This is a genomic window from Paracoccus subflavus (assembly GCF_004310345.1).
In the GTDB taxonomy this organism is placed as follows: Bacteria; Pseudomonadota; Alphaproteobacteria; order Rhodobacterales; family Rhodobacteraceae; genus Paracoccus; species Paracoccus subflavus.
This window is the reverse complement of the sequence record NZ_SISK01000002.1, coordinates 379,778-391,590: the sequence shown is the minus strand read 5'-3', so window position 1 is coordinate 391,590 and position 11,813 is coordinate 379,778. Positions and strand designations below refer to the sequence as shown.

Below are 11,813 nucleotides of genomic sequence, written 5' to 3'. Positions count from 1 at the left end.
GACCAAGGTCATGGAAAAACGCCTGTGCCGCATCCTCACATGGTACGACAACGAATGGGGCTTCTCGAACCGAATGTCCGATACCGCCGTCGCAATGGGCAAAATGGGGTGAGGGGGGGGGCCCTCACGCCCGATAGATCATCCGCGCGGACATTCCGCCATCCACCACGAACCGCTGGCCGGTGATGAACCCGGCCTGATCCGAGGCGAGAAAGGCCACCAATCCTGCAATGTCCTGCGGCGTGCCGATCCGGCCTGCCGGATGCTGCGCCTTTTCCGCCTCGGAATGATGGGGCGTCCGGCGGTTCCGGCTTTTCTGATGGGCCGCGGTCTCGATCCAGCCGGGCAGGATGCAGTTGACGCGGATATCCGGTCCCAGGCTGACGGCCAGGGCATGAGACATGGCCAGCAATGCGCCCTTGGCAGCGGCATAGGCCTCGGTGTCGGGCTCGGATTGCAAAGCACGGGTCGAGGACATCAGCACCACCGAACCCCCTGCCTGCCGCAGCAGAGGCACGCCCGCCCGCACGGTCAGAAAGGCGCCGGTGACATGGCTGTCCAGCATTCGCCGCCAGTCTGCCAATGCCAGTTCCTCGATGGCGCCGGTCTGCGGGTCGGCGATCCCGGCATTCGACACGATCAGATCCAGGGGATTGTCGCCAAGCCATGTCCGCAGGCGGGAAAACCCGTCATCGACGGCCTCCTCCTTTGAAACATCGACTGTCAGGGCCAGAAGGTCCGGATCTTCGGCCTGCATCTCGGCTGCCGCCTCGTTGTCCAGATCGAACAACGCCACGCGCCAGCCTTCGTTTCGCAGGTGCTGAACGATCCCCCGGCCAATGCCCTGTGCACCACCCGTTACCAAGGCTGCCTTCATGCCGCTGTTCCCCCGATGCCATGCCGAAGGAAACCGCGGCCGTCGATGTTCGTTCCCTAGCGCGGCTTGGACAGGCGGCGCGAATTGGCCCGTGTCCGCTTGCCATACGGACGCAGCGCGGCAGCCATCACCCGTTCTGCATCGTGGCCCCGGCCCGCGGCCTGTGCCATGGCGAACAGGGATTCGGTGGCGGCAGCCTGTTTTTCGGCCACCATGCGAAAGGGTTCGCCCGGCGCCTGTGCCATGAAGCCCATCAATCCCGCCGTGCGCAGGCCGATAACGGTCTGCGCCTCGATAGCCATTCGGGCGAACTGCGCCCAGAGACGAACGGGGTTCTTGGGCATCATGGGAAACATGGGATCATCCTTTGGACATCCCCCCAATCTGTGCTGATGCATCAGGCATTACAAGTGCGACCTTTGGACAGCAGGGATGCAATTGGCGCAAGGCCTGCTTGGCAACCGCACCCCAGCATGTATAGAGGCAGGCCATGACCGACCGCATCACTCTTTGCCGCCCGGACGACTGGCACCTGCACCTGCGCGACGGGGCGATGCTGGCGGCGGTCGCGCGCCATTCCGCCGGTTTTGGCCGCGCGATCATCATGCCGAATCTGGTGCCCCCGGTGGTCACGGGCGCACAGGCCGCAGCCTATCGCGACCGCATTCTGGCAGCCCTGCCGGACGCCGCCGCGTTGCAGCCGCAGATGACCCTGTATCTGACGGACACGACCGACCCCGCCGACGTGGTTGCCGCTTTCCGCAGCGGCATCATCCGGGCGGTCAAGCTGTATCCCGCAGGCGCGACCACCAATTCGGCCAGCGGCGTCACCGATTTCGACCGCATCCAGCCCGTGCTGGACGCCATGGCCGAGGCCGGCGTGACCCTGTGCGTGCACGGAGAGGTGACGGACCAGGCCGTGGACATCTTCGACCGCGAGGCCGTGTTCATCGACCGCGTGCTGGAGCCGCTGCGCCGGCGGACCCCCGGCCTGCGCGTCGTCATGGAACACATCACGACGGCCGAAGGCGTCGCCTATGTCCGGTCGGGCAGCGATCTGGCCGGAACGATCACCACGCACCACCTGGTCATCAACCGCAACGCGATCCTGGCAGGCGGCATTCGGCCCCATTATTACTGCCTGCCTGTCGCCAAACGCGAGTCGCACCGCCTTGCGCTGCGCGACGCCGCGACCAGCGGCGAGGCGCGGTTTTTCCTTGGCACCGACAGCGCCCCGCATCCAGACAGCGCCAAGCTGCAACCCTGCGGCTGCGCAGGCTGCTTCACGGCGCCCAATACGATGCCGATCCTGGCCCATGTGTTCGAGGACGAGGGCGCCCTGGACCGGCTGGAGGCGTTCACCAGCCTGAACGGCGCCGCCTTCTATCGCCTGCCCCCCAACGAGGACCGCATCACCTTGGTCAAGCGTGACACCCCTGCCACATACCCTGTGCAGATCAAAGCAGGCGACGAAGCCGTGACCGTTTTCGACCCCGGCTTTCCGCTGTTCTGGCACCAGGAGGATTGATGAGCCTGTCCTTTCCCGCGCCCGAGGAAATCGCGCGCCTAACCGCCCGGATGCTGCTGGAGATCAAGGCCGTCGATTTCAACGCGGACACGCCCTTCACCTATGCCTCGGGGCTGAAGGGGCCGACTTATGTGGACTGCCGCCGGATCGTCAGCTTTCCGCGCGTCCGGTCCACGCTGATGGATTTCCTGGCGGCGACCGTGATGCGCGACGCGGGGTTCGAGGCGTTCGACAACGTCGCGGGGGGGGAAACGGCGGGCATTCCCTTTGCCGCCATGGTCGCCGAACGGCTGGGCCTGCCCATGACCTATGTGCGCAAAAAGCCCAAGGGCTATGGCCGCAACGCCCGGATCGAGGGCGTGATGACCGAGGGCCAGCGGGTGCTGCTGGTCGAGGATCTGACCACCGACGGCGGCAGCAAGCTGTCCTTCGTGGACGCGATTCGCGACACCGGCGCCACCTGCGGCCACACGGCGGTCATCTTTTACTACGGCATCTTCGCCGAAACCACGCAGCGTCTGGCCGACCATGGTGTAACGCTGCATCACCTGTGCACCTGGTGGGACGTCCTGGCCGAGGCGCGGGCGCAGGCCGCATTCGATCAGCAGACGCTGGCCGAGGTCGAGGCTTTCCTGACCGATCCGCGCGCCTGGCAGGCCGCGAACGCCTGACTTATCCCCATTCGATCCACAGATCGGCCCCCCGAAATCGCACCGCGCGGCGTTTCCCGCGCGCGGCATCGGGTGTAGAACGGACGGCGAGAAAAGGGGGAAGCCCATGACAACCCTGCGCGCGATCATTCCGGGCCAGCCCGGCACCGAGGATACCCCCTCGATCCCCTTCTCGCTCGAGGCCGAGCAGCAGCTTTTGGGCGCGCTGCTGACCAACAACGATGTGTTCGACCGGGTCAGCCAGATCATCAAGCCGGACCATTTCTACCATCCGGTCCATGCCCGCATCTTCGAGATCTGTTCGGAACGCATCCGCAAGAATGGGCTTGCCAGCCCCGTCACCATCAAAGCCTTTCTGGAACATGACGAGGGGCTGAAGGAACTGGGCGGGCCGGCCTATCTGGCGCGCATGGCGGGGGCGGCCATTTCCGCCTATGCCGCGCGCGACTATGCCCAGATGATCCGTGAATTCGCGCTGCGGCGCGAACTGATCCTGCTGGGCCAGGACATCGCCGCCCGCGCCGCCACGGTCGAGGTCGGCGACGAGGCCGAGGAGCAGATCAAGGCCGCCGAACAGACGCTGTACAAGCTGGGCGAACAGGGCGTGGCCGAGCGCGGCTTCCAATCCTTCCTGAAGGCCGTCACCGGCGCGGTGCAGGCCGCCAATGCCGCCTATCAGCGCGACGGCAAGCTGTCGGGGATCTCGACCGGGCTGATCGACCTGGACGCCAAGATGGGGGGCCTGAACAATTCCGACCTGATCATCCTGGCGGGCCGGCCCTCGATGGGGAAAACCTCGCTGGCGACCAACATCGCCTTCAACATCGCCAAGATCCACAAGACCGGCGAACGCCCCGATGGCACCGTGGGGACCATCGAAGGCGGCATCGTCGGGTTCTTCAGCCTGGAGATGTCCGCCGAACAACTGGCCGCCCGCATCCTGTCCGAAGCCGCCGAGGTGCCCAGCGAACGCATCCGCAGTGGCAACATGGACGAGGCCGAGTTCCGCCGGTTCGTCGAGGCGGCCCATGCCTTGCAGAACTGCCCGCTGTATATCGACGACACGCCCGCCCTGCCCATCAACCAGCTAGCCGCCCGCGCCCGCAAGCTGAAGCGCACGCACGGCCTGGACGTGCTGATGGTGGACTATCTGCAACTGCTCAAGGCCGCATCCGCCAAGGACAGCCGCGTCAACGAGGTCAGCGAGATCACGCAGGGCCTGAAGGCCATCGCCAAGGAACTGAACATCCCCGTCGTCGCCCTGTCCCAACTGTCGCGCCAGGTCGAAAACCGCGACGACAAGCGCCCACAACTTTCCGACCTGCGCGAATCCGGGTCCATCGAACAGGACGCCGACATCGTGATGTTCGTGTTCCGCGAGGAATACTACAAGGAACGCGAAAAGCCGTCAGACAGCGACCTAGATGCCATGGCAAAATGGCAGCAGGTGATGGAGGCCTGTCACGGCAAGGCCGAGGTGATCCTGGGCAAGCAGCGGCACGGCCCCATCGGCACGGTCGAACTCTCCTTCGAGGGGCAGTTCACGCGGTTCGGAAACCTGGCCAAGGACCGTCAGTCGCAATGGGATTAGGGCTGCCGGTCCCTGCCGTCACGATCGGCTTGCTGATCGCCTCGAACGTCTTCATGACGGTGGCCTGGTACGGGCACCTGAAGTTCAAGTCCACGCCCCTTGTCACGGTGATCGCGGTCAGTTGGGTCATCGCGCTGTTCGAATACATCCTGCAAGTGCCCGCCAACCGCATCGGCCACGGATATTTCAGCGCCGCGCAACTGAAGACCATCCAGGAGGTCATCAGCCTTTCGGTCTTTGCCCTGTTCTCGTGGATCTATCTGGGCGAACGCATCGGCTGGCAGCATGGCGTCGGCTTCGGGCTGATCTGCCTGGGCGCCTGGTTCATCTTTCACGACTTCGGCTAAACCATCATCTCCTTGGTGGCCGTCAGGCGCAGGTCGGGATGGTCGCGCTGCACGCGGTCGATGTCCCATTGCAGCCGGGTCAGATAAACCATGTCGCCGTCGTGGTCCTGGGCGATATGGCCCTTGTTCACGTTCACGAAGGCCTCGACCTTGTCGCGCGGACCTGCCACCCACCGGGCACTGGTGAACTGGCTGCTCTCGAAGCGGACGGGGATGCCGTATTCGATCTCGATCCGGCTGGCCAGAACCTCGAACTGCAACGCGCCGACGACGCCAACGATGAAACCCGACCCGATCATCGGCTTGAAGACCTTGGCCGCGCCCTCCTCGGCGAACTGCATCAGCGCCTTTTCCAGATGCTTGGCCTTCATCGGATCGGTCGCGCGCACCGATTGCAGCAGTTCGGGCGCGAATGACGGGATGCCGGTGAACCGCAGCGCCTCGCCCTCGGTCAGGGCGTCGCCGATGCGCAACTGGCCGTGGTTGGGGATGCCGATGATGTCGCCGGCCCAGGCCTCCTCGGCCAGTTCGCGGTCGGCGGCCAGGAACAGCACGGGATTCGTGACCGCCATCGGCTTTTTCGACCGCACATGGGTCAGCTTCATGCCCCGTTCGAAATGCCCGCTGGCAAGGCGCACAAAGGCCACCCGGTCGCGGTGCTTGGGGTCCATGTTGGCCTGCACCTTGAAGACAAAGCCGGTCACCGGGTTTTCCTCGGGCGCGATCTGGCGCTCGGCGGCGTTCTGCGGTTGCGGCGGCGGGCCATAGGCGCTGATCCCCTTCATCAGCTCCTGCACGCCAAAGCTGTTGATCGCACTGCCGAACCAGATGGGCGTCATGTGGCCCTCCAGGAACGACTGCCGGTCGAAAGCGGGCAGCAGTTCGCGCGCCATCCCGACCTCGTCGCGCAGCTTGTCCAGCAGGCCGGCGGGGACGTGCTCGGCCAGCCGGGGATCGTCCAGACCCTGCATCTTGACCGACTCGGCCACCTTGTTGCGGTCCGCCCGGTCCATCAGCTCCAGCCGGTCGTGCAGCATGTCATAGCAGCCGATGAAATCGCGCCCGACGCCGATGGGCCAGCTTGCCGGGGCCACGTCGATGGCCAGGTTTTCCTGAATCTCGTCGATGATCTCGAAGGTATCGCGGGATTCGCGGTCCATCTTGTTGCAGAAGGTCAGGATCGGCAGGTCGCGCAGCCGGCAGACCTCGAACAGCTTGCGGGTCTGGCTCTCGACCCCCTTGGCCCCGTCGATCACCATGATCGCCGCGTCCACGGCGGTCAGCGTGCGATAGGTATCCTCGGAAAAGTCGCTGTGCCCCGGCGTGTCGACCAGGTTGAAGCGGTATCCGTCGAAATCGAATGACATCGCCGACGCGCTGACGGAAATGCCCCGCTCCTGCTCCATCTTCATGAAATCCGACCGGGTCCGCCGCGCCTCGCCCTTGGCGCGCACCTGTCCGGCCATCTGGATGGCGCCGCCATACAGCAGGAATTTTTCGGTCAGCGTGGTCTTGCCCGCATCGGGATGCGAGATGATCGCAAAGGTCCGGCGGCGGGCGATTTCGGGCGGCAGGTCGGGGCGGTTTGTCATGGGGCGGCATCTAGCCCGATAGAGGCGCGGACGCAATCGCCGGGCTGACATTGCTGCGATTACAGAAGGAACACTGAAAAGGCGTGGCAGCCCGTAGGGGAGTCGAACCCCTCTTTTCAGGTTGAAAACCTGACGTCCTAACCGATAGACGAACGGGCCACATTTCCGCCTTGCCGGTCAGGGCCGGCGGCGTGGGGCGGTGTTTAGGCAAAGCCGCGATGGGGTGCAAGGGAAAAATCGGTTCGCGCGAAAATCGGCGAGCCTCCGGCCGGGCCAGCCCGTTGGGGCCGATGCCTGCCCTGCTTGCAGCAGAGCGCCCGGGGCTGTAGACCGCGCGCAGCGAAAGGACATGCCATGTCGATCACCGAGGATCAGGCCCGCAAGGTCGCCCATCTGGCGCGCATCGCCGTCGACGACGCCGCGCTGCCCGCGCTGTCGCGCGAACTGAACGGCATCCTGCATTTCATGGAGCAATTGAACGAGGTCGATGTCAGCGGTGTCGAACCGATGACCGGCGTGATCCCCATGCGTCTGAGACGGCGCGAGGATGTCGTCACGACGGGCGAGATGGCCGACAAGATCCTGTCCAACGCCCCGGACGCGCGCGAAGGGTTCTTTGCCGTCCCGAAGGTGGTCGAATGAGCGATCTGAACAGCCTGACCATCGCCCAGGCGCGCGACGCGCTGCGCAAGGGCGAGACGACCGCTGCCGACCTGACCGAGGCCTGCCTTTTGGCGATCGATTCGGCAGGGGCGCTGAATGCCTTTGTCCACCACACCCCCGACATGGCGCGCCAGATGGCGCAGGCCGCCGATGCCCGCATCCGGGCAGGCGATGCGGCGGCAATGACGGGCATCCCGGTGGGCATCAAGGATGTGTTCTGCGTGCGTGGCGTGCCCAGCCAGGCCGCCAGCCGCATCCTGCAGGGATTCCGGCCCGAATACGAATCGACCGTGACGCAGAATCTGTGGAACGCTGGCGCGGTGATGCTGGGCAAGCTGAACCAGGACGAATTCGCCATGGGTTCGGCCAACGAATCCAGTTGCTACGGCCCGGCGGTGAACCCGTGGAAGGTGGATGACCGGCAATTGACGCCGGGCGGCAGTTCGGGCGGTTCGGCCGCCGCGGTGGCGGCGGACCTGTGCCTGGCCGCGACGGGCACAGATACCGGCGGGTCGATCCGCCAGCCTGCGGCCTTCACCGGCATTGTGGGGCTGAAGCCCACCTATGGCCGGGTCAGCCGCTGGGGGGTGATCGCCTATGCCTCGAGCCTGGATCAGGCTGGGCCGATGACCAAGACGGTGCGCGATGCGGCGATCATGCTGGGCGCCATGGCATCGGTCGATCCGCAGGATTCGACCAGCGCCGACCATCCGGTGCCCGATTACGAAGCCGCGCTGACCGGCGACATCCGCGGCAAGCGGATCGGCATCCCGCGCGAGTATCGCGTGGACGGGATGCCTGCGGAAATCGACGCCCTGTGGCATCAGGGCGCCGGGATGCTGCGCGACGCGGGGGCCGAGATCGTCGAAATCAGTCTGCCGCATACGAAATACGCCCTGCCCGCCTACTACGTCATTGCCCCGGCCGAGGCTTCCTCGAACCTTGCCCGCTATGACGGGGTGCGGTACGGGCATCGCGCCAGGCTGGGCCAGGGGGACGGCATCACCGAGATGTACGAGAAGACCCGCGCCGAAGGGTTCGGCCCCGAGGTGCAGCGCCGGGTGATGATCGGCACCTATGTGCTGTCGGCGGGCTTTTATGACGCCTATTACAACCGCGCCCGCAAGGTCCGCGCGCTGATCAAGCGCGACTTCGACCATGCCTTTGCCGACGGGATCGACGCGATCCTGGCACCGACCACGCCCTCTGCCGCGTTCGGGCTGGGGTCGGTGGACAGCAGCGATCCGGTGCAGATGTATCTGAACGATGTCTTCACGGTGACGCTGAACCTGGCGGGGCTGCCTGGGATCTCGGTCCCCGTGGGGCAGGACAGGCAGGGATTGCCCCTGGGCCTGCAACTGTTCGGCAAGCCGTTCGAGGAAGGCGATCTTCTGAACCATGCCCTTGTCCTGGAACGGGCCGCCGGATTTGTGGCCAAGCCGGACCGCTGGTGGTAGGGTCGGCCCGGTGGCAGGTCATGGAGGCACGATGCGCGGCTGTCTGATCCTTTCGGTGCTGGCGCTTGCCGGCTGTGGCGAACACTTGGGCTGGAACCCGAACTACAACTTCGCGCCGACCCGCTATGGCGAATACCGCGCCACGCGCGAGGCGGCCCTGGTGACGGGCGCGGAATCGCCCAGGACAATCCCGGTCGCCCGGCCCTTCTATGCCCCGACCGCCGCCCAGATCGCCGGGCAAAATCCGGTGCCGGTGCCGCCCACGATGAGCGTCACCCCGGCTCGTGTCGTCGCGCCCGCGGCCACCGCCCCCGCGTCCGGCGCCCCCCTGCAGATCGCGCCCCGGACCATGAGCACGGGCGACCAGCCGCCGCTGTGACGGGGCATCATCCAAGCCCCAATCACGGCGATCGCCGCGGCCAGCGCCCCGAACTGGTGGTCCTGCACTATACCGGCATGGCCGACACGGCCGAAGCGCGCGCGCGGCTGTGCGATCCCGCGGCCGAGGTCAGCGCCCATTGGCTGATCCACGAGGATGGCCGGACCGAAGCCCTGGTCCCCGAGGATCGCCGCGCCTGGCACGCAGGCGCCGGATCGTGGCGGGGCCGCGACGACGTGAATTCCCGCAGCATCGGGATCGAGATCGCCAATCCCGGCGACCGTCCCTTTCCAATGCCTCAGATGGACGCCTTGGTCCAGTTGCTGCGGCAGGTCATGGCCCGCTGGAGGATCGGCCCGGACGGAGTGATCGGGCATTCGGACATGGCGCCGGGCCGCAAGATCGACCCCGGCCCCCGATTCGACTGGCACAGGCTGGCGCGCGAGGGGCTGGCCCTTGCCCCCGGCCAAGGCGCTGATGCGACGCTGGAGGACAGCCTGACGCGGATCGGCTATCCTCGGGTGCCTGCCGATCTGCGCCTTGCGGCCTTTCGCCTGCGGTTTCGCCCTTGGGCAGTCGGCCCCGAAACCCAGGCCGACCGCCGGGTTGCGGCTTTCGTGGCAGCGTCGCACAACCGGACGGCCTGACGCGCCGCAGGCCCCCTGCGGTCAGGCGGCGAAGCGTTCGCCCAGTTCCACCACCCGGTTTCGCGGCAGGCGGAAATAATCCGAAGGATCGGTCGCGAACCGGTAGAGCAGCGCGTAAAGCTGTGACAGGAACCGCCTGACGCCGAAGGCCGAGGCAAAGACCGGCCTGCGCCGGCCCAGGAAGAAACTGGTGTTCATCACGTCGAACTTCAGCCCAGCCCGGCGCGCGGCCAGCATGGCGCGCGACACATTGGGTGTCTCCATATAGCCGAATCGCAGGGTCAGCCGCCCGAAGCGGTCGTTGATCGGCTGGTAGGTGGCGCGCTCCTCGGGGGTGGCCACGGGCACGCGCAGGGTTTCCACCGTCAAAAGAACGTTCTGCTGATGCAGGACGCGGTTGTGTTTGATGTTGTGCAGCAGGGCCGACGGCGCCACGGTCGGGTCCGATGTCAGGAACAGCGCGGTGCCGGGAACGATATGCACCGAACTGTCGGCCATGCTGCGGCAGAAGCTGTCGAAATCGACCGCCGCGCGGTGGGTCTTCTGGGCGACCGCCTGCGTCCCGCTCCACCAGGCCCACATGACGATGCCCAGAACCGTGGCCAGGACCAGTGGCACATAGCCCCCGTCAAGCACCTTGACCATGTTGGCCATCAGAAAGCAGATCTCGATGGCACCCACGGGGATCAGCATCAACAGGGCGACCCCCAGCGGTATCCGGCGCGAGGCGCGCAGATAGATCAGCGCCAAGGCGGTCGTGACCAGCATGGTTCCCGTCACCGCGATGCCATAGGCCGAGGCCAGCGCCTCGGAACTGCGGAACGACACCACCAGCCACAGCACCCCGAACAGCAGCGCGCCATTGATGGCGGGGATGTAGATCTGCCCGCTGAGCTGGGCCGAGGTGTGGCGGATGCGCATCCTCGGCAACAGCCCAAGCTGGATCGCCGAACGCGACATCGAAAAGGCGCCCGAAATGACCGCCTGTGCGGCGATGACGGTGGCGGCCGTCGCCAGCGCCACAAGCGCGGGCAGCAGCCATGGGGGTACCATGGCATAGAACGGCGCCTCGATCGTCGTCGGGTCGCGCAGCACCAGCGCTCCCTGCCCAAGATAGTTCAGGACAAGCGCCGGAAAGACCAGGATGAACCAGGCGATGACGATGGGCCGGCGTCCGAAATGGCCCAGATCCGCATACAGCGCCTCGGCCCCCGTGACGGCCAGAAAGACCGCGCCCATCACGACAAAGGCAACGGCCTTATGATCCAGAAGAAACGCAACCAGCCAGGACGGGTCAAAGGCCAGCAGGATCGCCGGTTCGGCTGCGATGTGGCGCAGGCCCATTCCGGCCAGGGTCAGGAACCAGATCGTCGTGATCGGCCCGAACAGCCGCGAAACCCGTGCCGTGCCCGATTTCTGCACCAGAAACAGCGCGATCAGGATTGCCATGGTGACGGGCACGATCCAGTCGTGAAAGGCCGGCACAATCAGAGAGGCCCCCTCGACCGCCGACAGGACGGAAATGGCTGGCGTGATGATGGCATCGCCAAAGAACAGCGCCGCCCCGGCAAGCGCCAGAACAAGCACGGGGATCGACCGGCGCCCGATGGCCAGGCGCGCAAGGGTATAAAGCGCCAGCACCCCGCCTTCGCCCCGGTTGTCGTTGCGCAGCAGGAACAGGACATATTTCAGCGTGACGATCAGGATCAGCGTCCAGATCAGCAGCGACAGAAGGCCCAGCACCTCGGCCCTTTCCAGCCCGTCGGCGGCGACGGGGCGCAACGCCTCGCGAAAGGCATAGAGCGGGCTGGTGCCGATGTCGCCATACACGACGCCCACCGCGCCCACGACAAGGGCGCCCAGGCTTTGCGGTGCCGGGATAGGCGGCTCTTCGCCTTCCTCGCGCAGATAGGTCGCGATGTCGAGTTCGTCGTCATCGATTGTCTGGGGAAAGCCGCGATGTGCCTGATCCGTAGAGTCGGCCATGATCGTCCGATGGTTGCCGTTCCAAAACACGGAACAGTGTCCTGATACACCCGACTGCGAACGCTGGACAGGGCA

The 11,813-nt window shown here is 65.8% G+C and carries 12 protein-coding genes, 1 tRNA gene and 1 pseudogene; 9 read left to right on the top strand and 5 right to left on the bottom strand.

All coding sequences use genetic code 11. From position 1 onward, the window contains the following. Window positions 1–112, top strand: a pseudogene (locus EYE42_RS05075) (erythrose-4-phosphate dehydrogenase); the annotation flags it as partial. A gap of 12 nt (window positions 113–124) precedes the next feature. On the opposite strand, the gene EYE42_RS05070 reads toward EYE42_RS05075, so the two are convergent. Continuing rightward, window positions 125–877 (bottom strand): SDR family NAD(P)-dependent oxidoreductase, encoded by a 753-nt coding sequence (locus tag EYE42_RS05070; protein WP_130990214.1) that lies wholly within the window; start codon window positions 875–877, stop codon window positions 125–127. A gap of 56 nt (window positions 878–933) precedes the next feature. Further along, window positions 934–1,233, bottom strand: a complete 300-nt coding sequence (locus tag EYE42_RS05065) for an antibiotic ABC transporter (protein WP_130990213.1) — start codon at window positions 1,231–1,233, stop codon at window positions 934–936. Window positions 1,234–1,367: 134 nt separating this feature from the next. Between EYE42_RS05065 and pyrC the strand changes: the two genes are divergently transcribed. The 4 genes from pyrC to EYE42_RS05045 all read left to right on the top strand — a co-directional run bounded on the left by pyrC (window position 1,368) and on the right by EYE42_RS05045 (window position 5,014). Further along, window positions 1,368–2,405, top strand: a complete 1,038-nt coding sequence (pyrC, locus tag EYE42_RS05060; RefSeq protein WP_130990212.1) for a dihydroorotase — start codon at window positions 1,368–1,370, stop codon at window positions 2,403–2,405. Then, window positions 2,402–3,076: an orotate phosphoribosyltransferase gene (locus EYE42_RS05055; RefSeq protein ID WP_170309493.1), complete on the top strand. Its 675-nt coding sequence runs from the start codon at window positions 2,402–2,404 to the stop codon at window positions 3,074–3,076. Before pyrC ends, EYE42_RS05055 begins: the two co-directional genes overlap by 4 nt. Window positions 3,077–3,182: 106 nt before the next feature. Next, window positions 3,183–4,667, top strand: coding sequence for a replicative DNA helicase (locus EYE42_RS05050; RefSeq protein WP_130990210.1), 1,485 nt, complete (start codon window positions 3,183–3,185; stop codon window positions 4,665–4,667). Then, window positions 4,658–5,014, top strand: a complete 357-nt coding sequence (locus EYE42_RS05045; RefSeq protein ID WP_130990209.1) for a DMT family protein — start codon at window positions 4,658–4,660, stop codon at window positions 5,012–5,014. Before EYE42_RS05050 ends, EYE42_RS05045 begins: the two co-directional genes overlap by 10 nt. Here the strand turns inward: EYE42_RS05045 and EYE42_RS05040 are convergent. Then, on the bottom strand, window positions 5,011–6,606 hold the full coding sequence (locus EYE42_RS05040) for a peptide chain release factor 3 (protein ID WP_130990208.1): 1,596 nt from the start codon (window positions 6,604–6,606) through the stop codon (window positions 5,011–5,013). The two genes, EYE42_RS05045 and EYE42_RS05040, sit on opposite strands and share 4 nt — an antisense overlap. A gap of 84 nt (window positions 6,607–6,690) precedes the next feature. Then, window positions 6,691–6,765: transfer RNA gene (locus tag EYE42_RS05035), tRNA-Glu, on the bottom strand. A 195-nt stretch (window positions 6,766–6,960) separates the two neighbouring features. On the opposite strand from EYE42_RS05035, the gene gatC reads away from it, so the two are divergent. The 4 genes from gatC to EYE42_RS05015 are packed head-to-tail and all read left to right on the top strand — an operon-like array spanning window position 6,961 to window position 9,752. Further along, entirely contained in the window at window positions 6,961–7,248 is a 288-nt protein-coding gene (gene gatC, locus EYE42_RS05030) for an Asp-tRNA(Asn)/Glu-tRNA(Gln) amidotransferase subunit GatC (RefSeq protein WP_130990207.1), read from the top strand. Beyond that, window positions 7,245–8,726: an Asp-tRNA(Asn)/Glu-tRNA(Gln) amidotransferase subunit GatA gene (gatA, locus tag EYE42_RS05025; RefSeq protein WP_130990206.1), complete on the top strand. Its 1,482-nt coding sequence runs from the start codon at window positions 7,245–7,247 to the stop codon at window positions 8,724–8,726. The genes gatC and gatA overlap by 4 nt, the downstream gene beginning before the upstream one ends. Before the next feature lie 31 nt (window positions 8,727–8,757). After that, window positions 8,758–9,105: a hypothetical protein gene (locus tag EYE42_RS05020; RefSeq protein WP_130990205.1), complete on the top strand. Its 348-nt coding sequence runs from the start codon at window positions 8,758–8,760 to the stop codon at window positions 9,103–9,105. Beyond that, window positions 9,102–9,752, top strand: a complete 651-nt coding sequence (locus tag EYE42_RS05015; RefSeq protein ID WP_281277800.1) for an N-acetylmuramoyl-L-alanine amidase — start codon at window positions 9,102–9,104, stop codon at window positions 9,750–9,752. The genes EYE42_RS05020 and EYE42_RS05015 overlap by 4 nt, the downstream gene beginning before the upstream one ends. 21 nt (window positions 9,753–9,773) lie before the next feature. Here EYE42_RS05015 and EYE42_RS05010 read toward each other — a convergent pair whose 3' ends face one another. After that, the gene (locus EYE42_RS05010; protein WP_130990204.1) at window positions 9,774–11,738 is read right to left on the bottom strand and encodes a potassium transporter Kup; all 1,965 of its coding nucleotides are present in this window, start codon (window positions 11,736–11,738) and stop codon (window positions 9,774–9,776) included. Between the last annotated feature and the right edge of the window lie 75 nt (window positions 11,739–11,813).

Coding starts and splice junctions, on each gene's coding strand:
- EYE42_RS05070 (WP_130990214.1), bottom strand. CDS start 877: ATGAAGGCAGCCTTGGTAACGGGTGGTGCACAGGGCATTGGCCGGGGG.
- EYE42_RS05065 (WP_130990213.1), bottom strand. CDS start 1,233: ATGTTTCCCATGATGCCCAAGAACCCCGTTCGTCTCTGGGCGCAGTTC.
- pyrC (WP_130990212.1), top strand. CDS start 1,368: ATGACCGACCGCATCACTCTTTGCCGCCCGGACGACTGGCACCTGCAC.
- EYE42_RS05050 (WP_130990210.1), top strand. CDS start 3,183: ATGACAACCCTGCGCGCGATCATTCCGGGCCAGCCCGGCACCGAGGAT.
- EYE42_RS05045 (WP_130990209.1), top strand. CDS start 4,658: ATGGGATTAGGGCTGCCGGTCCCTGCCGTCACGATCGGCTTGCTGATC.
- EYE42_RS05040 (WP_130990208.1), bottom strand. CDS start 6,606: ATGACAAACCGCCCCGACCTGCCGCCCGAAATCGCCCGCCGCCGGACC.
- gatC (WP_130990207.1), top strand. CDS start 6,961: ATGTCGATCACCGAGGATCAGGCCCGCAAGGTCGCCCATCTGGCGCGC.
- gatA (WP_130990206.1), top strand. CDS start 7,245: ATGAGCGATCTGAACAGCCTGACCATCGCCCAGGCGCGCGACGCGCTG.
- EYE42_RS05020 (WP_130990205.1), top strand. CDS start 8,758: ATGCGCGGCTGTCTGATCCTTTCGGTGCTGGCGCTTGCCGGCTGTGGC.
- EYE42_RS05010 (WP_130990204.1), bottom strand. CDS start 11,738: ATGGCCGACTCTACGGATCAGGCACATCGCGGCTTTCCCCAGACAATC.